Below are 22062 nucleotides of genomic sequence, written 5' to 3' on the forward strand. Positions count from 1 at the left end.
GCTCACAGCACGCAACTGGCAGCCTTCTTCAAAGCGGCATCGGCAGCGCATGTCGATAGCGTCATGCTCGACTATCAGGGTGACAACACTCAGGGACGCTTCGCAGCGTATGAGGCAACCCTGAGATCACCTCCAACCGATCTACGCAGCCGACTTGAGATGATCGACCCTCACCGCTCCGCGTTTCTCTACGCTGGCTCCTTCGCCTCGGTGAGGGAGGTCGACGGTCGGCCGGTGTTAGGCGCACGGACGGCCGTTCAGGCCGACGCGGAACGAAAAGACATGCAGGCTCGGCTGGTTGGTGGCACGGTATGCTCGGTCGAACTCAATTGGGGTGTCCCGGCTCCAACAGTGATCCAGGGAATCCCGCGTCAGGGGCTGGCAATGTCATCGAGCCACACCTACATCGTCCCCAAGGATGCGAGCAGTGACAACGTCGCCGCACTGAAACGCCGACTCGGTCGAGACTGTGACACGGTAGTACTTCGTCCTCTTCACACCGGAATTCCATGCACTTTCTACGGTTTCCTGGCTCGCAATTGGGTGGTCGAGTTCGGTCCCGTTGAAGCGCTGGTATTTTGGGATCAGCGAACATGGCGAGTACATGCTCCGGGTATCGTCTGGCCGCTTGAGCTGTCTGCCTCCGAGCTGGAAAACGCCCGTTCGGCTATCCAAACTTTGGGGCGACGGCTCCATCGAAACACCAGTTACGCTGGCGCATTCGGAGTAGACGGCGTGATTCAGGACGGAATCTATCGCATCCACGAGATTAATCCCAGAGTTTGCGCAGGGTTCAGCCTGCTGGACCAAATCGCCCCCGATTCTGCACCTTTGGCGGCAGTAGACCTGTGCCTCCGCGATTGCGGGGACCAGGCGGCTGAACAACTTGCCGACCCGCTGGAAGATCTGGCGCGTAGTCTGAGGTCGACAGCGCAGAAGCGAACTCGGATATTTGATGGCGGCATAACTCCGATTAGTCGCGCCGACGCCTTTCGGATTTTTCGCAGTCAGGGACTGATTCCGGTATCGGATGTAGAGGAATACTGTGCATGAAGATTATTGAGCCAACCCAGTTGGATGTCGCGGTCGACGCAGTGGCGGCCGGTAAGTTGGTAGTTATCCCAACTCATCGGTGGTACATGATTTGTGCCGATGCGCGCGACGCAGTCGCCTGCGATCGTATCTATGAAGGTAAGCGTCGACCAGCCGCCAAGCCGCTCGCACTTGTCGTCCGGTCTCCAGGAGAAGCAGCCGACCTCTTTGTCTTCAGTGACGATGCTCACCAACTCGCCGCAGCATTCTGGCCTGGTGATCTGGCGCTGATACTTCCCTGGAGAGACGCAGGAAACGGAAAGAGGCACGCGGCAGTCGGATCACCGAATGCGCTTGTCGTCAACGAGGTCGGCCTACTCGGAGAGTTGGCAGTGCGCTCACCTGTCCCCATCGCAGCCACCTCGGCGAATATCTCTGGTACCCCGGGAATTGTGGGCCCAGGTCCGTCCATCACGATCGCTGAGGTCCAGGAGTTCGTGAATACGAGCGGACTTGAGGTCGCTGTCTGCGTTGACGGTGGGATCTGTCCAATCGCTGACCACTTGACCATAATGGACTGTACAGGGTCTCGAACTACCGTCTCTCGACATGGTTTGATACACGCACGTGCGATAGCCGCAGCGCTCAGCGCCCCAAGATGACCGATTCTGCCTAGGGGATGGCAACGAGGAAAGGCGCCATCGCTCAGCCGCCATCCTCGGTCAGCAGCAGATAAGCCGCCTCCAGGTGCACGAGGCACTCGTCTGGGTGATGAAACCGGTGGACATACCGAAGCTCGCGGGCCCGTTCGGGCGTCAGCTCCATCAGGTGTACCTGGCACATAAACTCCGCCAGCTTGCCGCTCGCCTGCACAAACGCCCGCTCCGGCATCGGTTCCGGCCTGCTCATACCGATCCCGCATCGTCCGGCCACACCCGCCGCGGCGGGAATTCTGCCCCATCCCCCTGCGCCGCAGAACTCAGCTGGTGTCGAGGCATACCGCGTGACCGACTTTCCGCTCGGTATCGGCGTCGTCCATGCCGATGCCCACACCGAGAACGTCGTTTGGAACGGAAATGTTTACGTTCTGATCGACTGGGACCAATCCTGCATCGGCCCACGAGAACTGGATCTCATTGGCGGGTTGCCGGACCACTTCCAGCGTCCGGAGCCTGAGCGGCGCGGGTTCCTCGGCGCCTACGGCTACGACATGCTTAGTTGGCCGGGGTGGCGGCTACTTCGGGACATTGCCGAGTTGCACTCGATCGCGTCGTACATTCGGCTGGCGCCGCACAAGCCGGCCGCAGCTGAGCAGCTGGAGGTGCGAGTCCGGTCTTTGAGAGTGGGCGATCGCCGGACGCTGTGGCGCGCGGCTTCGTAGTTGAGCGCCAGTTTTGCGCAACGGCGATGGCCCTGTGGTCGCGGCACTCGTCGTCGGCACAGGCACGCATGGTGTATCGGCACGGTCCACGGAGCCGTACTGAAAGCGACTACCGCTGAACCGTCACCACCGATGCCGAGCGGAAGCTCGATGGCGTTAGGCCAACAGCTCGCCGCACGACATCAATCGTTAACCAATCAATCGTCCGATCGTCATGACACGAAACTGATTACATTACCCTGCGCTGACGATTCTCAGCCTCTACTGTCATTCCTCGACAATAGCCCGTCGTACAGCGCTGCACCGTCCACGCCGCGCGGCGGCGCCTGTCCCGGGGCATACCAGTCCGCGATCTTCATCCAGTCCTCGTCGACCTTGCTGGTGTAGTCGTCGCACGCCTGGATGGTGCTGTGTACCTGGCTTTTTGAGGTATCGCCGTCGACTTCGGACTGGTGGCCGTCGAGGACGAACTTCTGCCAGATGGCGTGGATCATCTCACCTTGGGCGGAGGTTTCGAGGGCCCGGTAGAACAGCTCGGGCTCTTCGAGCTGTCGCGTTGCCAGCGTCCGCCGGAGCCACGAGTCGTTCTCCTCGTTGATCGGGTTGTGCCAGCCGACGCGGAACACAGCGTCCCGGACCTCACTTTCGACGTCAGCGTCGGAAAGTAGCCACAGGCCACCGTGTTTGGCGATGAACCGCCGCTCCTCCAGCAGGAACCGGGCGTACCAGTGCAGGGCGCTACGGGCGTACCCTTGCGCTTCCTTGATCGGGTCGAATGGTTCGTCGCTGTCCGGGTCCCACGGCAGGTGGTCGGCGGGTTCTTCTTGGTAGGTCTGGAGCGCTGCGCGGAGGTCAGCGCCAAGCGCGTACACAGGCGTCCAGATCCGGTAGTAGGCCTCGAACCGTTCTACCCACGCCACTGCCAGTCGGCTATCTGCGGGGTGGCGGCGCTCCATCGCTAGGTGGGCCCGACGCATAGCGGCATCGTGGCAGACAGCAAGCACAGCTTCGGCGGTCTGTTCGATGATGTCTTTCTCCATGCCCTTTCGGAACGTCTCGGGCTGGATGCTTGCGGCTTTGGCTGCTTGGCGGCGGCGCTCGGTGCTGGGCGCGAACTTGGTGCCGCCGATGAGGCCGAAGGTGTATTCGGCGGCCTCCTGGAACTCGCCGCCATCGAGGTGGTCGACTGCTTGGCGTACCAACGCTTCGATCGCTGCCGGCTCTGGCTCGACATCGGTGGTCGTTAGGTCGACCTGGCGGGCGACGTTGTGCAGCACCGGCAGGTTCAGACGCCGTAAGGCACCGAGCCCCTTCTCCCGAACGGCACGGAGCTCGCGGGCGACCGCTGCGTGGTCTGGAAGTCCCCCTGATGCCGACATGCCCAGATTCTCCCCGAGTTCATGCCGGACCGTCCACCGGATTCGCCGACAGCCCAGGGGTTCTCCTCGAAGTACGCCGGACGAACCGGCGACGTTCATCTGAATGGAGGAGACAGCGCAAATGGATGCGACAGCGCCTACCGCCTATTCCCGCTTGCAGCTGGCCGACGAGTTGTGCCCACTGGTCCCGCCCGGGGACGATCTGACCACCGCGTCGGACATCCTGAACTACGTCCTCGTGGAGCACGGCCAGTTCGACGATCGCCTGCGGCAGTTCCTGAACCACCACTACGCTGCCGCGCCAACGATCGCTGCCTACGCCTGGGAGCTGTCCGGCGCGCTGAGCACCGGCCTGCTGGAGTGGATACGGCAATGGCCCACAGCGGCCGCACAGGTCGGTTCTGACCTCACCTCGGGCGGCGTCACCGCGAATGAGCCTGACGCCACGCCGGTACCGTCCGGCCCCGGACTGGCTGTCCCTGAGGGTGATGACCCGTCGACCGTGCACGAGATCACGGCGTACGTCTTCCAGGGCATTCGCGAACTGCGGTCCCGCATCACCCTTTTCGCCAATGCACGCGAGATCGGGGCGCCCACCAGCGCCGATCACGTGCACGACCTCGCAGCCGGCTACCAGCGGCTGCTCGCCGAATGGGCTCTGCGCTGGCCGCGGCCGTCGTGAGCTGCGCGGCTGCCGAATCCATCTCACCGGTAAGGAGTTTCCGCATGCCAGCTTCCCGTACCAGGCGCACCGCGGTGGCGCCGTTCGCGCCGATCTGGCCGTCGAGGATGGCGCTGGTCGCCATCCTCGTGCTGGCGCTGGCGGCGCTCTGCATCACCAGCTGCGCCCCGTCGGAGAGCCCGTCAACCACGGCGGTCACCATCGTTGCCACCGCCACCGCGGCCGAACCCCGCCCCTCGCTGCCGGACTCGCTCGCTAGCGGGCTGGTGGCCATGGCCAAGCGCGCCAAGCGTCCCGGCGACGCCACCGTCCACGTGGTCATGAGCGCCACCGGCGAGGTGGTCACCCACGACTTGACGCCGCTCCGGCCGAACGGGCAAGTCCAGCACGCCCAGGCTGATGCCGACCGCCAAATCCGTGCTGCCCTCGATGATCTCGCCGCCACTGTGGGGGCGCTGAGGGCCACCGAGCCGGGCCTCGGCGTCCTGCCGCTATTGGATCGGGCTGGCCAGTTACCGGGCGATTTGCACGTCCTCACCTCCGGCGTCAGCACCGAGGCGCCGGTGGATCTGCGCCGTATTGGGTGGAGCACCGACCCGCATGCCGTCATCGACAGCGTGGAAAAGCAGGGGCTCATACCCCGCCTGCCTGGCCGTCACGTGACGTTTTATGGGCTGGGTGTGGTGGCCGGGCAGCAGCCGGTGCTACCGCCGTTCACCCGGTCGTTCATCGAATCCCTGCATCACCAGCTGTGCGAGCGGTCGGGGGCCGCCAGTTGCCGCGTTGCTCCTCCGTCAGCAACAGCCCTGCCACCGGTCGCGACGGCGCCAGTGCCGGTGGTGCCGGTGCCGGAGGCCTACACCGAGGCCGGCTGCCCGGTGTGGACACGGCTGTCGGACGCGGTACTGCACTTCGCCCCGGACAGCGCGGTCCTGCCGGCGTCAGCCGACGATGTCCTCCGCCCCCTTGCCGAGGCCGTATTCCGCTGCCATATCAGGCGCGTAGATATCACCGGGCATATCGCCGACACCGGCACCGGCGACGCGAGGGACAACTTGGCCCAGCGGCGTGCCCGTGCCGTCGCGGATCGCCTGGTCTCCCTGGGCCTTCCGAGCGGTGTCCTCGGTGCGGTTGCTGGCCGGGATGCCCACGAACCCGTCGTCCCGAACTTCACCAACGGCGTGTTCGACGAAGCGAAAGCCAAGCAGAACCGGCGCGTCGAAATGACCTTCCTACTCGCGCGGCGGTGACCCCCGTGCCCCAGCTCCCACCTCCTCAACCCCTGTCCAGCACCACGATTGGAGATTTCGCCATGACTGCTATCCCTACCGCGACAAACGGGCGTGTGCCCGAATCTGCTCCGGTGTCGCTGCGCAAAGCCACCGACCCGCCCACGACCACGTCCCGCTCCCCGGCGGTGCCCACCTCCGACATGGCCTGGTCGCTGGCTACCGGCCGCCCGATCCCGCGCGACTGGGTCGCTCAGGTCGACGCCCTGGCCAGGGAGCAGCAACGTATCGGGTATACCCGGGAGCCGGACAGCTTGTCGAATATGGAGGCGTTCGTGGCGAGCAAAGGCATGGCCGCCGCCGAGCACGCCCGGGAACGGGGCGCCGACGAGCTGGCCAAGCTGCTCGACCAGGCGGCCGCTCTGACCGGCGAGGAGACCGTCCTGCGCGCCGAACTCAGCCGGCTCGACACCACGTCCGTTACCGGCACGAACGGCGAGATCACCACGGCCAAAGCTGTCCGCGAGCGCATGGGCACAGTCAGCGCCGCCGTCACCGGCGAGCGGGACGAGGGCAGCCTCAAGCACCGTCTGGTGTCGCGGCCGCTGCGCGCCGTGGCGATCGCGGCCGCAGTGGTGGACTTCCCGGTGCTGCTTCACTTCACCACGCAGGTGTTCAACGTCGATCTTGCCGGACTGACGGCTGGGGACGGCACGGCATGGGGCGGCGGCCTGGTGCCGTTGCTCACCAGCATGGTGTTCGCGTTGCTCGGCACGCTGGCGGTGGCGGTCGGTCTCAGTTTCCTCGGTCGGGAACTCAAGGGCTACAAGGACGCCCATGGACACCTGGCCATGCCGGACGGGGGAGCGCGGGTCATCCCGCTGCTGTTCGGCGGGCTGTCAGTGGCGCTGGCGATCAGCGCGGGGCTCCTGATGGCCTACCGGATTATCAGCGAGAGTTTGGCCGCGGGCGGCGGCACCATGGGCGCGGTGATGCTCGGGGGCTTCTTCGCCATCGTGGTAATCACTGTGAACGCGGTGGTGTTCTTCGTCCACTACCGAGACGGTTCGCTGCAGACCGACGAGATCGCCCAGCTGGCCGGGGTTCTCGGGCCGATCGAGGAACGTCGGGTTGCTATGCAGCGGCGCATCGACGCCATCGGCCCCGAACTGGCGCGGATCCGATTGCGGGCCGAGCGGGTCTACGGCGCGACGCTCACCAAGATGGGCGAGCCGGTCAAGGGCGCCGATCAGCTTCGGCTGCTGGCCCGCGCCTACCATCAGGGCTGTGGTGCCGACGCCACCATCCGCGCGAATGGCGGCAGCCCGCACGCCAACCTGATTGCGCCCAACACCACGATCGACCACGCCGTCCTCGACGAGGTGATGGACAAGCTCGATGAGTTCACCGCTGGCAGCACCAAGACGGCCAGCGCGCGGAAATCCGCGGCGTCCGAAGCGTTCGCCCTGAGCTTGGGCGACGACGACCTTGGGGATGATACCGACGAACTTGACGGGGAGTGGTGAGTATGAGCGGCGACTCCCCGTCGGGCCTGGCCGAAGCCTTCAAGCGCGCCTGTGTCGCCTTCCTGGTCGGCGCTGTTGCCCTCTACGCCGCAGTGGCGGTCATCGAAATTATTTGGCCCGCATTGGTACTCGTAATCGGGATCGCCGCCCTCGTCGGCGTCCCGGTCGCGGGCATCGCGATCTACCGGAAGATGCGTGGCGGTTGGTAGGCGAAATTCTGCCAATAATGTCGCCTTTTCTACTACGGCAAGCCGTGTTCGCGCCGGTGTGGTGGTTTTTGCAATCTTGATTTGACCCCGCAGCCGCGCAATTCATAGTAAATCGCAGAACGGATTTTGCGCGTACGCAAATCCAGTGCCGACCAAGCGTTCGGCGCAAGTTCATCGAAATACCAACCTAATTCGACAAGGAGGAGAGCTATGTCTAAAACAGGACGCCCCAACCATCGCCGCGTGGACCGAGAAGCCAAGCGGCGCAGCGGATCCACGAGGGCGGAGCGAACCATCACGGTACGCAGCGAGAAGCGCAATCCGCCTGACCTGCACAAGCTCAGCCGCGCCGTCATCGCGATTGCTTTGGCCGACACGGACACCGCCAAGGCGAATGCCGACAGCGCGGGCGCCGATGCCGCACCGGGCGACGAGGTCCGAGAAGGAGACCGCCAATGACGACCATCCCGGCAACGCCGGAACTGACAGCCGACTCACTGGTCTGGCAATTCCTATTCTGGCCCAGCCCGTTTCGCGAGGCATCGGCCCTGGCGCTTCTCCGGGACTGGGCGGCGCAGAAACACGCCCCGCAGCTGATTCTTGAGGCTCGTTCGACTGTCGACGGGGTGGAATACCTGGTCGGCACCCAGCTACGGCACGCCCATGGCGTACGGCGCTCGGTTGAACAGCTGGTACCGGGATCGGTGGTCACCCCGTTCGACAGCAACGAACGAGGTGAGATCGCGACCGCGCGTCGGCTGAAACTGACGGCGACCGACTGGCCGTTGGAGCCCTCGGACCGGGTGGCCACCAGCCGCTCCATCCTGAGCGCACTTACCGCGGTGAACGCCCCCGGCGAACGGTTGGTCGTCCAGCTGGTGCTCGGGCCGCGCCGCCAGCCGATGCTCCCGACCGAACGGCCCACCGGCAGCCATCAATCGACAGCCTCAAAGGTATGGAGCGGCTTGGTGCCGGACCGGCGCCCGAACGCCAAACAAGCCCTCCTGCGCAAGCTCGGCCAGCATGGCTTCACTGCCGCTATCCGGCTCGGCGTGCAGGCCGCTGCCGCGGACCGCAGGAAATCCCTGCTGCTCGGACTGGCTGCCGCCATCGGGACGGTGGAAACGCCTGGGGCGCATTTGAAGCTGGTGAACGACAAGCCCGGCGCTGTCAATCAGCCCAAGGCCACCTGGTCGATCCTGACCCCGGCCCAGCCGCTCAGCGTCCCCGAAGTGAGCCACCTCTTGGCCTGGCCGGTATCGGACAACCGCGACGACCGGTTCCCAGGCCAGCCGCCTATCCATCCGCGCCCGGTCCGACCAACCCCGGCACTGCTCAGCGGGAAACGGGTGATCGCGACCGCCAACGCGCCTGGGGTCAGCGGCACGATCGGCTACGACGTGCTCGACGCCATGCGCCACACCTGGGTCATCGGGCCCAACGGAACCGGCAAGTCGACCCTGCTGCTCAACCTGATCGTCCAGGACCTTGAGGCGGGCCGGCCGGTGGTGGTGATCGAGCCGAAGGACTTGGTGGCCGACATCCTGGCGCGCATCCCCGACCACCGCAAAGCCGACATCGTGCTGCTCGACCCGCTCGACAGCGCGCCGGTCGGCATCAACCCGCTGGCGCACAGCGACGGCCGAACGCCAGAGGTGATCGCCGACTCGCTGTTCGGCACCATCCACGCCATCCACGGCGACCTCGGGCCGCGGTCAGCCGACATCCTCCGAAACTCGTTGGAGGTTCTGGCCAAACGCGACGACGCCAGCCTGACCATGCTGCCGCTGCTGCTGACCAACCCGGGGTTTCGGCGGTCGCTCACTCAGCGGGTGATCCGAGAAGATCCGTTCGCCGCCGGGCCGTTCTGGCAATGGTTCGACTCGCTGTCACCCGAAGCGGTCGACACCAAAATCGCCCCGCTCAGCAACAAACTCCGGCCCCTGCTGACCCGGCAGCTGAGAGCGGTGCTGGCACAACGCAACCCGAAGTTCAACATCCGGCAAGTCCTCCGGGAGAACAAGGTGCTCCTGGTACCGCTCCAGAAGGGCGTCATCGGGCCGGAGTCGGCAACCCTGCTCGGGGCCATCATCCTGGCCGAACTCTGGCAGGCCGTCCGCGAGCGCGCCGGGACGCCGGAAGACACTCGGACGCCGGTGATGGTCTACATCGACGAAGTCCAGGACTACCTCAAGCTGCCAACGGATTTGGGCGATGCGCTCGCCACCGCTCGCAGCCTGCGGGCCGGATTCCACCTGGCGCACCAGTACCAGAAGCAGCTGCCGCCCGCGATGCTGGACGCCTTCCGCAACAACGCGAGAAGCCGCATCACCTTCCAACTCCAATCCGGCGACGCCAAGGACATGGCCACCGGACAATCCGTCCTCGCCCCCGAGGACTTCGGCGCGCTGCCTGCCCACCATGTCTACGTCAACGCCATGCGCGACAACACGGTCCAGCCGTGGGCGTCAGGCGTGACACTGCCACCACCTCCGGCCACATCGGATCCGAATGAGATCCGGCGCCTGTCCCGCGAACGCTACGGCCAGCCGCTCGACGAAGTCGAGCAGGGCTTCACCGAACTGCTTGACCAGGTGGCGGGCGACATGGACAACCCACGCGGCGGACGCCGAAGGAGGCAGTCATGAAGTCTGAAAAGTCGTACGGAAGTAGTGACGTAGATGAAGCAACGACATCTGGGAGCGGTATTCGTCCCGCTGTTCGTCCCGGCCTGACCACGAAATCCCTTCTGACCCCGCAGTTTCCTGCCTTGCGGGAGGGGAATGATGGTGCCTTTTCGGGCACCACACAGCCTGCTCGGCGGCCGGTTCGCGACCTGGCCCGGCTCGCCCAGCAGCTCAGTGAGCGGGACTGGTCGATCCTGCGGTCTGTCGATGAACACCGCTTCTTGTCCGTGGCACACATCCGTTCGCTGCATTTTGGCGATCAGCCTGAATCCAGTGGACTTCGGTCGGCCCAACGGGTGTTGGCACGGCTCCGGCGGCACCGCGTTCTTAGCTGCTTGCCGCAACGGATCGGTGGGCACCAGGCGGGCAGCAGTGCCTCAGTCCACTACGTCGATGAAGTTGGCGACCGGCTGCTGCGCCTGGACAGCGGACGTACTGCGAGGCGGAGGTTCGAACAACCAACTCAACGGTTCCTTGACCACCAGCTGGGCATTGCCGACGCTCACGTGGCCTTCGTCCAAGCCGATCGTGCCCGGCAACTCGAACTGCTGCGCTGCGAGATCGAGCCCACCTCCTGGCGGACGTACGTTGGCGTCGGTGGTGCACGCCTGACCCTCAAGCCTGACCTGTACGCCGAGACCGCGACACCGCCGGGGAGCGACTACGTCGACGCAGCCTTCATCGAGATCGACATGGGCACTGAACATTTGCCGACCCTGCTGAAGAAGTGCCGTGACTACGAGTCATATCGCCGTCAAGGCATCGAACAGGAGCGCGCCGACAACACCTTCCCGACCGTCGTCTGGTCGATGACTGCTGATACCGAAGCCAAGGCTAAGCGGCGGCGGGCCGCTCTGCGCAAGGCCATCGCCAAGGACCGCCACCTCCCGGACGGTCTGTTCCAGATCATCGCACCCCACGACCTCATCCTCGCCATGCAGAAAGGAGCCGAATATGACCAGTAGCGATCACATTCACCCCACACGAAGGACCCGCTACCGCACGATCATGGCCGACCCGCCCTGGGATATCCACCAGACCGGAGGCCGCGGCGCGGACCAGCACTACCCCTTGATGACCGTCGAACAAATCAAGGCCATCCCCGTCGCCGATCTGGCCGAGGACGACGCCCACCTATGGCTCTGGGTAACGAATGCCACTCTGCGCATCGGTTACGACGTTATGGAGGCATGGGGGTTCGTTCCGCGCAGTCCGCTCACCTGGGTCAAACCGCGCCTCGGCCTGGGCGTCTACCTGAGAAACACCACCGAACACATGATCCTCGGAACCCGAGGTCGCGCTCCGGTCAACTTCAAGGCGCAGCCGACCTGGGTGTTCGCGCCGCTCCAGTCCCACAGCCACAAGCCGGAGGAACAGTACGCCATCATCGAACGGGTTTCGAAGGGCCCGTATCTCGAACTGTTTGCCCGGAGGTCGCAGCCTGGCTGGGATGCCTGGGGCAACGAAATCGACTCCGACATTGTCATCGCCGGCTACCCGGTGCCGTCCGACTCGAAATTCCGGCAGGGAGAAGCCGGATGAACACGGTTCCGAGCCTGGCTCGCGCGGGACCGTAGCTTTGGCTCCTCGGTGTCATGCGGCCGTACCCGTAAGCGCAGCAAGCGTTTACCGGCCGCTCGCACCGAGGAGGAGCGATGTCCACACCCGAGGTGTCCGGCGGCAAGGAAGTCACCCTTGCCATCCGGATCGACACCGCCCGGCACGCCCAGCTCACCTGGATCGCCGAACTGCGCGGCAGCAACCTGAAGACCGAGTGCTTCAAAGCCGTCGATGCCTACATCGACGCCGCCAAGAACGATTCCGAGCTGATGGCCAAAGCCGACGCCGCTCGCGCCGCCATCGAAGAAGAAGCGCGTGCCCGCCAGGCAGCCATCGCCAACCTGTTCGCCGCCACGCCACCGCCGCCCACCCAGGATGACACGGCAACCGGCGAATCCGAGAGCAAACCTAGCCCCCGGACCCGCCGCACCGGCAAACAGGACAGCGGACAGCCGGACAGCTGAGTCCCACTCAGCGACCCCCGGTGACGGCCGGCGGGTGACAGATCGAGCGTTCACGCTCTCTGCCACCCGTCCGGCCGAACACACAAGCGTAACCCGAAAGGAGCCTATGAAAGAGCACTATCCGCAACATAATTCAGGTGAGCACCGCCAGGAGCCCGACGCCATGCCAGCCACGCTCCCAGAACACGACAGCGACCAGGAATGGGAACTGCTGTGGACGATCAGCGACGCCCTGCTGGCCGCCGTGGACAATCTAGCCAAACATCCTGGCGACCACGCAGCCGCAGCCCGCGTCGCCGCCAAAGTCGTGCGGTTCACGCATCAGTTCGACCCCACCAGTGAGGGGAACATGCACGCCGAAGCAGCCGTGGCCAACCAGGTCTTCAACGAGATCGTTCGCTTCGCCGGTGAGCACGACAAACTCACGACCAGCGACCTGCAAGGGGCGCTCGAAGCTGTCGCCCTTCGTCTGATCCGCCACGAAATCTCAGGCGAACCAGGACGAACGGCATCCGCGCCTGGGGAAGGAGGTGGTCGTGAGTGAACGCCTTCCCCATTCACACGGCGAACATCCGCCCCAGCTCGAACGCGCCGTTAGCCACGAACCCGAGCCACGCGAGCTCAACCCCCGGATCTATGTCACCCGCGGCCTGCCGCTCCGGACCGAGCTCACCGCTGGGCTCTGGCTGGATATGGCCCGGTCGCCACGCGACATCGAGGCCGAAATGTACAGCGCGCTGACAGACGAGGAGCACGCCGGGAATCCGCTGTACATCTGGGACTACCGCGACTACGGCGCCTTCGACGTCACCACCGGCGCGATCGGACTCGAAGGTGTCGACAGCATCGACACGCTGTCCGAAATCGCCATCGGCATTAAGGAGTACGGCCCCGCTTTCGCCGCTTGGGCCAAATACAACGAAGACGACCGTCAGCCGCTGTACCACTTCGCCCGCGCCTACAAGGGGCACTACGAGTCGGCCGCTGCCTTCATCCGCGAACAGCTCCGGCCGATGGCGTACGAGGCCATTCTCGACCGGGCGATGCCCCAGGAGATCCGTCCGTTCGTTGCTGTCGACTACCAAGCTGTGGCTGCTCAATTGGAGGCCGACGGCGTGATCGTGCCACTGCCCGCAGAGAACGGCGTGTGGATATTCAGCATTCAAGCCTAGTTCGACAAATGGAGGCGCATTTTTGCGAGAAAGCGATGTTAAATTGTCAAAAACAATTGCTTTCGCGCAAGAAAGGAGTTATTTTCCGACTGGGTAACAATAATAGGAGAAACAACTATGGGTACATCCAGGAGCAGGGGCTCCGCTGCCAATCTGGCGAACGTCATCAAAACGCGACGTAAAGAGCTATGCATGACTCGATCGGAGCTGGCAGAGCGATCGGGGCTGCATCCGTCAACCATAACCAGAATCGAGCAGGAAGTCTTCGTCAAACCGACGCCAGACAGCTTGCGCATGATAGCCGATGCCCTCGACATCGCGGCCGACGAGCTATATGTCATCGCCGGATGGCTGACACCTGCAGCTAGGCAAGACCAGCCCGCAATCCGCGTCATCTACCAAGGGGTGTCTGGGCGTGTGGCTGACGATATTGAGCAAGCTATTGCCGCTATTGCCGCCAGGGATCAGATTGAGCTGCATGCGTATCGTCGGATTATCGCGTAAGTGTGCAGTAGGCGAGGTTGGCGAAGAAATGTAAAGAAAGGAGATGTGACATGTCACAGGCGGTACCACCACTGAAATCAAGTAGAGAAGGCAATGACCCCCCACGGGTAACGCTGGCAAAGCTTAGGGCGATCGCCGCGGTGGGAGTTACTCCTGTTGAGCGCAGCCTGCACCTGGCGCGACGGCAGGCCGAGATGCTCCTCGACGCGCATCCAGTAGACACGGGAATGATTCCAGCGGAGGTGATAACTGAACTCAGGGGGATTCGCGTCGAATGGGTTCCCGGTCAACGCCTACCGAGCGCTGGATTCTGGGATACCGCCGCTCGGCAGTGGGTCATCCAACTTGCGTACGCCGATAGCTGGAAGCAGCAGCGCTGGGCGCTGGCCCGCGAGTTCAAGCACATCCTCGATTACCCTCACGCTGACGACCTCTATCCCAGTACAGACGCCACCAGTAGCCGCTACCTTGCCGAGCAAGCTGCCGACCACTTTGCCGATCACCTTCTTGTACCTGACCGCCTACTTCGCCGGGCGTGGAGCAACGACATCGGCACGGCCGCCGAGCTTTCCGTGCACTTCAGCGTCCCCGAATTCGTGACAGAACGTCGGCTCGTGGATACGCCGCTCGGACTCGATACCGGCCGCGCCCGCCGACACCGGGCTGCGGACGTTGCTGGTCCTGACGGGGGCGCCGCATGAAACCGCTCCGTGTACTGCAACGGCTCGCCCGGCCGCACCACGCCTGTATTCCGCTCTTTCCACCGGCGGTCATGTTCCTGTCCATCGCCGCGATCAGCCAGGCCGACATCGCAGCTGGCGGCGAGCCCATCAGGATTGGCCTCCAGCGTCAGGCTGGCCACCGAACGGCGCTTCAGCACGGCATTGGCGTTGTAAAGGAATTCATCGAGATTGGAGCGCCTGCCACCGCTCTGCGTCGTCGCCCCGCTCTGCGGCGCCTGTTGGCCTATCTCAAGAACCATCCTGACATCCGCTATGTCATTTTCCCTAGTGTGCACCGTTTCGCCCGCACTACGGATCACGCTGAACTGTTGCGCGGACACTTTTCACGGCTGGGCGTACGGATCATATTGGCAACATCGCCGTCGGGCAAGCGGCGGGCAGCGGACCTGAAAGGGGAAATAATATGACGCGAACGGCACTCTCTGCAGGGCTTTCTCTAGCGACTGCCGAATTGGCCCCGGCTGTATCCTATCTTCGGGTGTCAAGTAAGAAACAGCTCGACACCGCCCGTGATATTGATCCTGATGGCAACTCGATCGCGACGCAGCGCGTCCACGTCGATCGTCGAGCTGAGAATCTGGGCGCTCGGATTGTTGAGGAGTTCTTCGACCCTGGCGTGTCAGCGCAGACTATCGACAAAAGGAGCGAGTTCCAGGACATGATTCGATACCTGCGCGAACATCCGGAAGTTAAGTACGTGATTGTCTACGCGCGCTCCCGCGCTTTCCGGAACTACATCGACGCCGCTCTAACTAAGCGGGAGCTGGATAAGCTGGATGTCAAGCTTGTCTCCGCCCGTGAGGATTTCGGTGACAGCATCTTCTCGGAGGCTATGGAAGCAATTACGGATGTCTTTAACGACATGCAAAACAAGATGTCCGGCGAGGACATACGTATCAAGATGCGCAACAAGGCGATCAATGGTGGGACCATCGGCGTTGCGAAGCTAGGGTACCGAAATATTCGAGTTGAAGTTGAGGGTCGGCAGGTCAATACAATTGCGCTGGATGAAGAGCGCGCACCGCTAGTGCTGCGCGCTTTCGAGCTTTATGCCACTGGTGACTACAGTATTGACCGATTGGAAGCTACGATGGCGGACCTGGGGCTGACAAGTCGTCGAACACCCCGGCACCCGGCGGCGAGGACAGTTGCAGCGTCGACGTTGCACAAGATGCTCACCGACCCATATTATCTTGGTTACGTGGTGTACAAGGGTGAGAAGTATCCGGGGCGGCATCCCGCTATCGTTGGGCTGGAGTTGTTTGAACGAGTGCAAGATGTTTTCAACGCTCGCAGTGCCTACGGGCAGCGTGATCGCATTCTTATGCACTACCTCAAGGGGGCGCTGTTCTGCGATCGTTGCTACGAAAATGGGCGCGTGTCTCGGCTAATCTATGTCGAAGTCAAGGGCCGAACTGGGAAGAAGTATCACTACTTCCTATGCCGAGGCAGACAGGAGAAAGCGTGCGACTTGCCGCACCTTCCTGCCGATCTGGTGGAGCAGGCTATTGCTGACCACTATCAGACGCTCGAACTACCTGAGGACTTCGCCGAAGCCGTCCAGATACGCCTTGAGCAGGTCGTGCACGACGAAAAAGCTGCGACGCACACGATGCACGCCAACCTCAAACGGCGCCTGAAAGAGATCGACCAGCAGGAGGACCGTCTCCTTCAGCTCGCGGCTATCGGAGACATGCCCCAAGCGAAGATCCGCACCAGGCTGCTTGAACTTGCGTCCGAACGTGAACGAGCTGAATCCGGGCTCTCGGCAGCTGCCATCGAGCTCGGGACCGGTGCCGACGCGCTCCGCCACGCCCTTCATCTCGTCTCAGATCCGCGCAAGCTCTATGCCAACGTTTCGAACGCCGCGCGGCGCCACCTCAACCAGACCTTCTTCGAGCGCATCTACCTCGATGACAGCCGTGTCACCCGCGACCAGAAGACGCCCATCTTCCAAGAGATCGCTGATGCGAAACGCGCCTATCTGGGCGAGGGCGTGGACACGGTCACCTCACACAGCAGAAGCCCCCGCATCGCGGAGGCTTCTGCTGTGTCTACCAAGACGGACCTACCGACCTTGTCCCGTGTTTTCACGGTCAATGGTTCTAGTAAACCTGTCATGGTCGGGGTGACAGGATTTGAACCTGCGACCCTCCGCTCCCAAAGCGGATGCGCTACCAAGCTGCGCTACACCCCGTGGCCTCGCGGTGGTGGGGCCGCCGACGAGGAATGACTGTTTGAGCGGGTGACGGGAATCGAACCCGCACCATCAGCTTGGAAGGCTGAGGTTCTACCATTGAACTACACCCGCGGGCATACGACATCGATGGGATCGCCACGATGTCGTGTGCGCCACGACTGTACCGAATCGGGTTCGCGTTGCGCCAATCGCCCCGGTCGGCGCGCGGCGGGTGGTGGCGGGTTGTGGTGCGTGTCACGATCGAGACATGACCTACGTGGTGGACCCGCGCGTCGACGAGTACATCGACGCGTTGCCTGCCTGGCAGCGGGCGGTGTGTCAACAGGTGCGCGAGCTGGTGCATGGCGCGGACCCGGAGGTCGAGGAGACGATCAAGCGGCGGGTGCGGCCCTATTTCGTGCTGGAGGGGAACATCTGCGCGCTGCTGGCGACCAAGGACCACGTCAATGTGTTCCTGTACGACGGCGGGATCGTGCCCGATCCGGAGGGGATCATCACCGGTGGGCACGACAACAAGACCGCGCGCACGGTGGCGGTCTATGAGGGCGAGACGGTGAACGCGCCCGCGCTGTCGGCGATGTTCCGGCAGATCATCGCCGACAACCGCGCGGGCGGCTGGCGGAAGCTGAAGGGGGAGGGGCGGTCACCGGGTTAGCGGCCGTCCTCGGTCGATGATCGGCGCACACGTTCAGCGTACTGCCCGCCGATTCGGAAACGGCCTCCGCGCGCACGAGGATGCGGTCGCCCACTGGCCGAGCCGGCCCCCTATGGACGCGCGGTGGTGGCAGCGGGGTTGTGGTTGCGATCGCGGGCATGAAGCGGGAGGGTGGGGCACCGGAGGAGTGGCCGCTTCCCGGCCGACCGGACCACCCCGGCCGCAACCTCAGCCTTCCAAGCTGATGGTCGCGACCGGGGCCGTCCGGCAGACCTTCACGGTGCGACTCAGCAAGCCCCGCTGGAAGGCGCACCACTGCGGCGCGTCTCGGCACCGGCCGCGTCTCGGCTCACAACCGCGGATCGACGGGCTCCGACTCCAGCGCCAACACCGCGAACACCGCTTCGTGCACCCGCCACAGGGGTTCGCCGGCGGCGAGGCGGTCGAGGGCTTCCAAGCCCAGGGCGTACTCCCGCAGCGCCATGGACCGCTTGCGGCCCAGCCCGCGGTGGCGCAGGCGGCCAAGGTTGTCCTCGCGCAGGTACTCCGGGCCGTAGATGATCCGGAGATATTCCGGGCCACGGCATTTCACGCCCGGCTGCACGAGACGTCCTGTCGTTTCGGGCGAGTCGCCGTTCCCACCGCGGACGAGGGAGTCGTGCGGCTTCACCACCATGCCCTCCCCGCCCGCCGCGGTGAGCTCCGTCCACCACGCGGTCGCGGCGGCCTCGGCTTCCGGATCGGACAGGTCCACCACGCGGCGTCCGGTGGCCGTGAACAGCTCCGGATCGGTGGCGACCAGGCGGTCGGCGCGCTCGAGGTGCCAGCCGTGGTCGCGCACGGCGTGGTTGACGCCCTCGGCGGCCAGCAGCTGGAACGGCGCGAGCCGGATGCCCGACAGTCCCTCCGTCGGCCAGCAGTACCGGCCGTAGGCGGTGGTGAAGGCGGCCGCATCGGCGCGGCGCAGCGCCGTGCGCTCGGCGAGCTCGCCCACGTCCAGTCCGCGCGCCGCCACCGCGGCGAGCACCTCGGCGGCCGCGCCGAGCGCCGCGCCGGCCGCCGCGCCGACGGCCGCGTACTGATTGCGCAGCAGCCCGACCGCCTTCGCCGACCACGGCAGCAGCTCGGTGTCGAGCAGCAGCCAGTCGCTGGACAGCTCCTCGAACAGGCCCGCCGCCTCGGCTGCCGCCCGCACCCGGGTGAGCAGTGCCGAAGTCCGCGCCGGGTCGTCGAAGAACGGACGGCCGGTCCGCGTGTAGACCGCACCGTCTCCCTCGAGGCCGAACCGCCGGAGCGCGGCCTCGGCCGACCGGGTGACGACCACGACCGCCCGTGACCCCATGTGCTTCTCCTCGCACACGACCCGCCGTACGCCCTCGGAGCGGTAGTACGCGAACGCCTCCGCCGGGTGCTCCAGGTACCCGTCGGATTCCGAGGTGGCGCAGGGCGACATCGTCGGCGGCAGGTACACCAGCCAGCGCGGATCGACCGCGAAACGGCTCATCACCTCCAGCGCGGCGCCCGCGTTCTCCTCCTGCACGCCGATCCGGCCGTGGTGGCGGGTCTGCACGACCCGCTTGCCGAGCACGTCGTCCAGGTCGAGCACGCCGGGGTCGCGGCGCACCACGGCGTCGCCGGTGGCCACGGTGGTGGCCGCCAGCGGACGCACCGGCTCGTACCAGACCTGTTCGGCTGCAACGGAAACCGGCTCGCGCTCGGGGTAGCGCAGCGCGGAGAGCTTTCCGCCGAACACCACACCGGTGTCCAGGCACAGGGTGTTGTTCACCCACCGCAGCTCCGTCACCGGCGTGTGCCCGTAGAGCACGGTGGCGCGGCCGCGGTAGTCGTCGGCCCACGGGTAGCGCACCGGCAGGCCGTATTCGTCGGTCTCGCCGGTGGATTCGCCGTACATCGCGAACGAACGCACCCGCCCGGACGCCCGGCCGTGGTACTCCTCCTTCAGGCCCGCGTGCGCGACCACCAGGTTGCCGCCGTCGAGCACGTAGTGGCTGATGAGCCCGCGGCAGAACTCCAGCGCGTCCTTGCGGAATGCCTCGTCCTCGGCCTCGAGCTGGGCCAGCGATTCGGCCAGGCCGTGCGCCACCCGCACCTTCTTGCCGTCCAGCGCGCGCACCAGCTTGAACTCGTGATTCCCGGTGACGCACAACGCCGTTCCCGCGGCGACCATGCCCATCACCAGGCGCAGCACGCCGGGCGTGTCCGGGCCGCGGTCCACCAGGTCGCCCACGAACACCGCGGTGCGACCCTCCGGGTGCCGCGCGCCGACCGGGCGCCCGGCCTCGTCGCGGTCCAGCGCGTAGCCGAGTTCGCCCAGCAGCGTTTCCAGTTCGGCGCGGCAGCCGTGCACGTCACCGATCACGTCGAACGGGCCGGTGAGATCGCGCTTGTCGTTCCACGCCTTCTCGTCCACGATGCGCGCGTGCGCGATCTCCTCGAGACCGCGCAGCACGTACACCTCGCGGAAGCCCTCGCGTTCCAGGTGCCGCAGGCTGCGCCGCAACTCGCGCTGCTGGCGGTGCACCACGTGCGCCGCCACGTGCGCGCGTTCGGGCCGAGACTTGTTGCGCTCCACGCACACCGCGTCGGGTACGTCGAGCACGATGGCGACCGGCAGCACGTCGTGCGCGCGGGCCACCGCCACCAGTTCCTTGCGGGCGTGCGGCTGCACGTTGGTCGCATCGATCACGGTGCGCAGGCCGCGCCGCAGCCGGATGCCCGCGATGTGGTGCACCAGGGCGAACGCGTCGGGCGTCGCGGCCTGGTCGTTCTCGTCGTCGCTCACGATGCCGCGGCACGCGTCCGAGGACACGATCGCGGTGTGCGGGAAGTGTTCTCGCGCGAACGTGGACTTCCCCGAGCCGGTGCTGCCGATCAGCACGACGAGGGACAGTTCGGGCACCGACAGGTCGACGGTCGTGTCGGTAATCACGCGGCTCCTTTCTCGTCGGCGGTGGTGTTCCTGGTGAACAGGGCGAGCTGGGTCGCCGCCCCGTGGTCGGGGTGCTCGGGTCCGACGGGACGCACCTCGACCCGGTACCCGTGCCGTTGGGCGACCCCGCCGGCCCAGTCCGCGAATTCCGCACGCGTCCACTCGAATCGGTGGTCGTCGTGGCGGTACTCGCCCGCGGGCAGACTGTCGTAGAGCACATTGTGCTCGGCGTTGGGCGTGGTGACGATCACCGAACCCGGTGCGGCGGCGCCGAATACGGCGTGCTCCAGCGCTCCGAGGCGCGGGGGGTCGACGTGTTCGATCACCTCCATGAGCACGGCCGCGTCGTACCCGCGCAGCCGCGCGTCGGTGTAGGTGAGCGAACCCTGGATCAGCGTGAGCCGCCGCGCGGCCCGCTCGGGCAGCCGGTCCAGCTTCAGCCGCCGCTTGGCGATGTGCAGCGCCCGCAGCGACACATCGACGCCGACGATCTCGCCGAAGGTCCGGTCCGCCATGAGCTGACGCAGCAGCGCGCCCTCACCGCAGCCGAGATCGAGTACGCGGCGCGCGCCGGTCTCGTGCAGCGCGGCGAGCACGGCGGCGCGGCGCAGGACCGCCAAAGACGGCTTGCGCTCGGCGGTTTCGGCTGCGTCCGTGGGCGTTCCGTGCACGTCGGTGGTCGCCGTAGTCGTCGCATCTGCGGCGTCTGCTGTGGTCACCGAGCCCGCCGTGGTCGCCGTGTCCGGCGGGCCTGCCGCGGTCGTCGCATCCGTCGCGCCCGCCGTATTCGCCGATTTCACAATCGAACTCGCGTCGGCCGCACCCGTAGCGTCCACCCTCACCTCGGCCTCCACGCCCATCTCATCCCCCTCCGCACCGAGATCCTCGACCGCGCCCAGCTCGTCCGGATCGGCCTCGTCCACCTCGGCGAGCCGGGCCAGGGCCGTCCGCACCAGCGACTCGCGCCGCGCGAGGTACCGCCGCGTGATCCACCCGCGCTCAGGGTGTTCCGCGAGCCATCCCGATCCCGCCCGGATCAGCTTGTCCACCTCGTCGGCGGCCATCCAGTAGTGCTTGGCCCCGTCCAGGACGGGCAGCAGCACGTACAGGTGTGACAGTGCCTCGCCCACGCGCACGGTCCCGGTGAGCGACAGGCGCAGGTAGTGCGAATCGCCCCACTCCGGGAACGCCGGATCGAGAGGGATCGGCGTCGCTTCGACGGTCCAGCCCAGCGGCGCGAAGACGCGTTCGGCGGCTTCGGCGCCGCCGCGGCACGGCACGGCGGGCAGCTCGACCCGCAGCGGCAGCGGCGTCTCGGCCAGCGCGGGCCGATCCTTGCTGCGCCCCTGCAACGCCGTGCGAAACACGTGCCCGATCGCCACCGACAGCAGCGACGACGCCGCGTACGGCCGATCGTTCACGTACTGCCCGAGGCTGAAATCCGGTGTGCCACGGGAACGTCCGCGCACCAGCCGGATCGGATCCACCTCCAGCACGAGCGCGGCACTGCACCGCTGTGGCTCCGCCTCGGGGTACAGCACGTGCGCCGTGCCGTAGGACTGCTCGAACGACTGCACCCGCGCGGGGTTCTTGTGCAGCAGGAAGCCCAGGTCGGTCGCGGGCCAGTCGGCGCCGTCCGGTCGGGTGCAGGTGATCGTCAAGAGCATCCTGCGATCGTGTCCCACCGGC

Annotated in this window: 23 protein-coding genes, 2 tRNA genes and 1 pseudogene; 19 read left to right on the top strand and 7 right to left on the bottom strand. The window is 65.5% G+C overall.

Going from position 1 to position 22062, the window contains the following annotated elements; genetic code table 11:
* Positions 1-63: 63 nt before the first annotated feature.
* Both OHB21_RS20125 and OHB21_RS37560 read left to right on the top strand, forming a co-directional pair.
* The gene (locus tag OHB21_RS20125) at positions 64-1053 is read left to right on the top strand and encodes a hypothetical protein (RefSeq protein WP_147265881.1); all 990 of its coding nucleotides are present in this window, start codon (positions 64-66) and stop codon (positions 1051-1053) included.
* A gap of 86 nt (positions 1054-1139) precedes the next feature.
* Positions 1140-1694, top strand: coding sequence for an L-threonylcarbamoyladenylate synthase (locus OHB21_RS37560; protein ID WP_407675253.1), 555 nt, complete (start codon positions 1140-1142; stop codon positions 1692-1694).
* 43 nt (positions 1695-1737) lie between these two features.
* On the opposite strand, the gene OHB21_RS20135 is transcribed toward OHB21_RS37560, so the two are convergent.
* Positions 1738-1941, bottom strand: a complete 204-nt coding sequence (locus tag OHB21_RS20135) for a hypothetical protein (protein WP_067512454.1) — start codon at positions 1939-1941, stop codon at positions 1738-1740.
* Positions 1942-2035: 94 nt separating this feature from the next.
* Between OHB21_RS20135 and OHB21_RS20140 the strand changes: the two genes are divergently transcribed.
* On the top strand, positions 2036-2413 hold the full coding sequence (locus OHB21_RS20140; RefSeq protein ID WP_067512452.1) for a phosphotransferase family protein: 378 nt from the start codon (positions 2036-2038) through the stop codon (positions 2411-2413).
* Positions 2414-2667: 254 nt separating this feature from the next.
* Here OHB21_RS20140 and OHB21_RS20145 read toward each other — a convergent pair whose 3' ends face one another.
* A complete protein-coding gene (locus tag OHB21_RS20145; protein WP_147265880.1) occupies positions 2668-3792 on the bottom strand; it encodes a hypothetical protein in 1125 nt (374 codons plus the stop codon).
* 103 nt (positions 3793-3895) lie between these two features.
* On the opposite strand from OHB21_RS20145, the gene OHB21_RS20150 reads away from it, so the two are divergent.
* The 15 genes and pseudogenes from OHB21_RS20150 to OHB21_RS37565 all read left to right on the top strand — a co-directional run.
* Positions 3896-4474, top strand: coding sequence for a hypothetical protein (locus OHB21_RS20150; RefSeq protein WP_147265879.1), 579 nt, complete (start codon positions 3896-3898; stop codon positions 4472-4474).
* A 44-nt stretch (positions 4475-4518) separates the two neighbouring features.
* Positions 4519-5724 carry an OmpA family protein gene (locus tag OHB21_RS20155; RefSeq protein WP_170160788.1) on the top strand — a complete coding sequence of 402 codons (1206 nt, stop codon included), beginning with the start codon at positions 4519-4521 and terminating at the stop codon, positions 5722-5724.
* Between the two features lie 113 nt (positions 5725-5837).
* Entirely contained in the window at positions 5838-7229 is a 1392-nt protein-coding gene (locus tag OHB21_RS20160) for a hypothetical protein (RefSeq protein ID WP_067512446.1), read from the top strand.
* 2 nt (positions 7230-7231) lie between these two features.
* Entirely contained in the window at positions 7232-7438 is a 207-nt protein-coding gene (locus OHB21_RS20165) for a hypothetical protein (protein ID WP_067512443.1), read from the top strand.
* 243 nt (positions 7439-7681) lie between these two features.
* Positions 7682-7897, top strand: a complete 216-nt coding sequence (locus OHB21_RS20170) for a hypothetical protein (protein WP_067512441.1) — start codon at positions 7682-7684, stop codon at positions 7895-7897.
* Positions 7894-10086, top strand: coding sequence for a type IV secretory system conjugative DNA transfer family protein (locus tag OHB21_RS20175; protein WP_067512439.1), 2193 nt, complete (start codon positions 7894-7896; stop codon positions 10084-10086). Before OHB21_RS20170 ends, OHB21_RS20175 begins: the two co-directional genes overlap by 4 nt.
* Positions 10083-11090: a replication-relaxation family protein gene (locus OHB21_RS20180; protein ID WP_084538012.1), complete on the top strand. Its 1008-nt coding sequence runs from the start codon at positions 10083-10085 to the stop codon at positions 11088-11090. Before OHB21_RS20175 ends, OHB21_RS20180 begins: the two co-directional genes overlap by 4 nt.
* A complete protein-coding gene (locus OHB21_RS20185; RefSeq protein WP_067512437.1) occupies positions 11080-11667 on the top strand; it encodes an MT-A70 family methyltransferase in 588 nt (195 codons plus the stop codon). Before OHB21_RS20180 ends, OHB21_RS20185 begins: the two co-directional genes overlap by 11 nt.
* Before the next feature lie 113 nt (positions 11668-11780).
* Positions 11781-12149: a hypothetical protein gene (locus tag OHB21_RS20190; protein WP_067512435.1), complete on the top strand. Its 369-nt coding sequence runs from the start codon at positions 11781-11783 to the stop codon at positions 12147-12149.
* A 106-nt stretch (positions 12150-12255) separates the two neighbouring features.
* The gene (locus OHB21_RS20195; RefSeq protein ID WP_147265878.1) at positions 12256-12693 is read left to right on the top strand and encodes a hypothetical protein; all 438 of its coding nucleotides are present in this window, start codon (positions 12256-12258) and stop codon (positions 12691-12693) included.
* On the top strand, positions 12686-13321 hold the full coding sequence (locus OHB21_RS20200) for an antirestriction protein ArdA (protein ID WP_147265877.1): 636 nt from the start codon (positions 12686-12688) through the stop codon (positions 13319-13321). Before OHB21_RS20195 ends, OHB21_RS20200 begins: the two co-directional genes overlap by 8 nt.
* A gap of 117 nt (positions 13322-13438) precedes the next feature.
* Positions 13439-13825 carry a helix-turn-helix domain-containing protein gene (locus OHB21_RS20205; protein ID WP_084538011.1) on the top strand — a complete coding sequence of 129 codons (387 nt, stop codon included), beginning with the start codon at positions 13439-13441 and terminating at the stop codon, positions 13823-13825.
* Between the two features lie 50 nt (positions 13826-13875).
* Positions 13876-14526, top strand: a complete 651-nt coding sequence (locus OHB21_RS20210) for an ImmA/IrrE family metallo-endopeptidase (protein WP_084538010.1) — start codon at positions 13876-13878, stop codon at positions 14524-14526.
* Positions 14523-14975 carry a recombinase family protein gene (locus OHB21_RS20215; protein ID WP_084538009.1) on the top strand — a complete coding sequence of 151 codons (453 nt, stop codon included), beginning with the start codon at positions 14523-14525 and terminating at the stop codon, positions 14973-14975. The genes OHB21_RS20210 and OHB21_RS20215 overlap by 4 nt, the downstream gene beginning before the upstream one ends.
* A pseudogene (locus tag OHB21_RS37565) lies at positions 14972-16078 on the top strand (recombinase family protein); the annotation flags it as partial. The gene OHB21_RS20215 and the pseudogene OHB21_RS37565, both read left to right, overlap by 4 nt.
* Before the next feature lie 24 nt (positions 16079-16102).
* Here the strand turns inward: OHB21_RS37565 and OHB21_RS20220 are convergent.
* From OHB21_RS20220 to OHB21_RS20230, 3 genes are all read right to left on the bottom strand, one after another.
* Entirely contained in the window at positions 16103-16381 is a 279-nt protein-coding gene (locus tag OHB21_RS20220) for a hypothetical protein (RefSeq protein ID WP_147265876.1), read from the bottom strand.
* Between the two features lie 307 nt (positions 16382-16688).
* Positions 16689-16765, bottom strand: a tRNA-Pro gene (locus OHB21_RS20225).
* A 43-nt stretch (positions 16766-16808) separates the two neighbouring features.
* A tRNA-Gly gene (locus OHB21_RS20230) sits at positions 16809-16879 on the bottom strand.
* Positions 16880-17015: 136 nt separating this feature from the next.
* On the opposite strand from OHB21_RS20230, the gene OHB21_RS20235 reads away from it, so the two are divergent.
* On the top strand, positions 17016-17423 hold the full coding sequence (locus tag OHB21_RS20235) for a DUF1801 domain-containing protein (RefSeq protein WP_195125804.1): 408 nt from the start codon (positions 17016-17018) through the stop codon (positions 17421-17423).
* A 349-nt stretch (positions 17424-17772) separates the two neighbouring features.
* Here OHB21_RS20235 and OHB21_RS20240 read toward each other — a convergent pair whose 3' ends face one another.
* Positions 17773-20373: a polynucleotide kinase-phosphatase gene (locus tag OHB21_RS20240; RefSeq protein WP_324192040.1), complete on the bottom strand. Its 2601-nt coding sequence runs from the start codon at positions 20371-20373 to the stop codon at positions 17773-17775.
* Positions 20370-22040: a 3' terminal RNA ribose 2'-O-methyltransferase Hen1 gene (locus OHB21_RS20245; RefSeq protein WP_067512422.1), complete on the bottom strand. Its 1671-nt coding sequence runs from the start codon at positions 22038-22040 to the stop codon at positions 20370-20372. Before OHB21_RS20245 ends, OHB21_RS20240 begins: the two co-directional genes overlap by 4 nt.
* Positions 22041-22062: the final 22 nt, after the last annotated feature.

It is taken from the genome of Nocardia puris, from assembly GCF_036051655.1.
In the GTDB taxonomy this organism is placed as follows: domain Bacteria; phylum Actinomycetota; class Actinomycetes; order Mycobacteriales; family Mycobacteriaceae; genus Nocardia; species Nocardia puris.

Excerpts from the sequence above, each read along its gene's own strand:
- OHB21_RS20235 (WP_195125804.1), top strand. The coding sequence starts at position 17,016 with ATGACCTACGTGGTGGACCCGCGCGTCGACGAGTACATCGACGCGTTG.
- OHB21_RS20245 (WP_067512422.1), bottom strand. The coding sequence starts at position 22,040 with ATGCTCTTGACGATCACCTGCACCCGACCGGACGGCGCCGACTGGCCC.
- OHB21_RS37560 (WP_407675253.1), top strand. The coding sequence starts at position 1,140 with ATGATTTGTGCCGATGCGCGCGACGCAGTCGCCTGCGATCGTATCTAT.
- OHB21_RS20155 (WP_170160788.1), top strand. The coding sequence starts at position 4,519 with ATGCCAGCTTCCCGTACCAGGCGCACCGCGGTGGCGCCGTTCGCGCCG.
- OHB21_RS20180 (WP_084538012.1), top strand. The coding sequence starts at position 10,083 with ATGAAGTCTGAAAAGTCGTACGGAAGTAGTGACGTAGATGAAGCAACG.
- OHB21_RS20175 (WP_067512439.1), top strand. The coding sequence starts at position 7,894 with ATGACGACCATCCCGGCAACGCCGGAACTGACAGCCGACTCACTGGTC.
- OHB21_RS20150 (WP_147265879.1), top strand. The coding sequence starts at position 3,896 with ATGGAGGAGACAGCGCAAATGGATGCGACAGCGCCTACCGCCTATTCC.
- OHB21_RS20185 (WP_067512437.1), top strand. The coding sequence starts at position 11,080 with ATGACCAGTAGCGATCACATTCACCCCACACGAAGGACCCGCTACCGC.
- OHB21_RS20205 (WP_084538011.1), top strand. The coding sequence starts at position 13,439 with ATGGGTACATCCAGGAGCAGGGGCTCCGCTGCCAATCTGGCGAACGTC.
- OHB21_RS20215 (WP_084538009.1), top strand. The coding sequence starts at position 14,523 with ATGAAACCGCTCCGTGTACTGCAACGGCTCGCCCGGCCGCACCACGCC.
- OHB21_RS20135 (WP_067512454.1), bottom strand. The coding sequence starts at position 1,941 with ATGAGCAGGCCGGAACCGATGCCGGAGCGGGCGTTTGTGCAGGCGAGC.
- OHB21_RS20190 (WP_067512435.1), top strand. The coding sequence starts at position 11,781 with ATGTCCACACCCGAGGTGTCCGGCGGCAAGGAAGTCACCCTTGCCATC.
- OHB21_RS20210 (WP_084538010.1), top strand. The coding sequence starts at position 13,876 with ATGTCACAGGCGGTACCACCACTGAAATCAAGTAGAGAAGGCAATGAC.
- OHB21_RS20125 (WP_147265881.1), top strand. The coding sequence starts at position 64 with ATGCTCGACTATCAGGGTGACAACACTCAGGGACGCTTCGCAGCGTAT.
- OHB21_RS20145 (WP_147265880.1), bottom strand. The coding sequence starts at position 3,792 with ATGTCGGCATCAGGGGGACTTCCAGACCACGCAGCGGTCGCCCGCGAG.
- OHB21_RS20195 (WP_147265878.1), top strand. The coding sequence starts at position 12,256 with ATGAAAGAGCACTATCCGCAACATAATTCAGGTGAGCACCGCCAGGAG.
- OHB21_RS20165 (WP_067512443.1), top strand. The coding sequence starts at position 7,232 with ATGAGCGGCGACTCCCCGTCGGGCCTGGCCGAAGCCTTCAAGCGCGCC.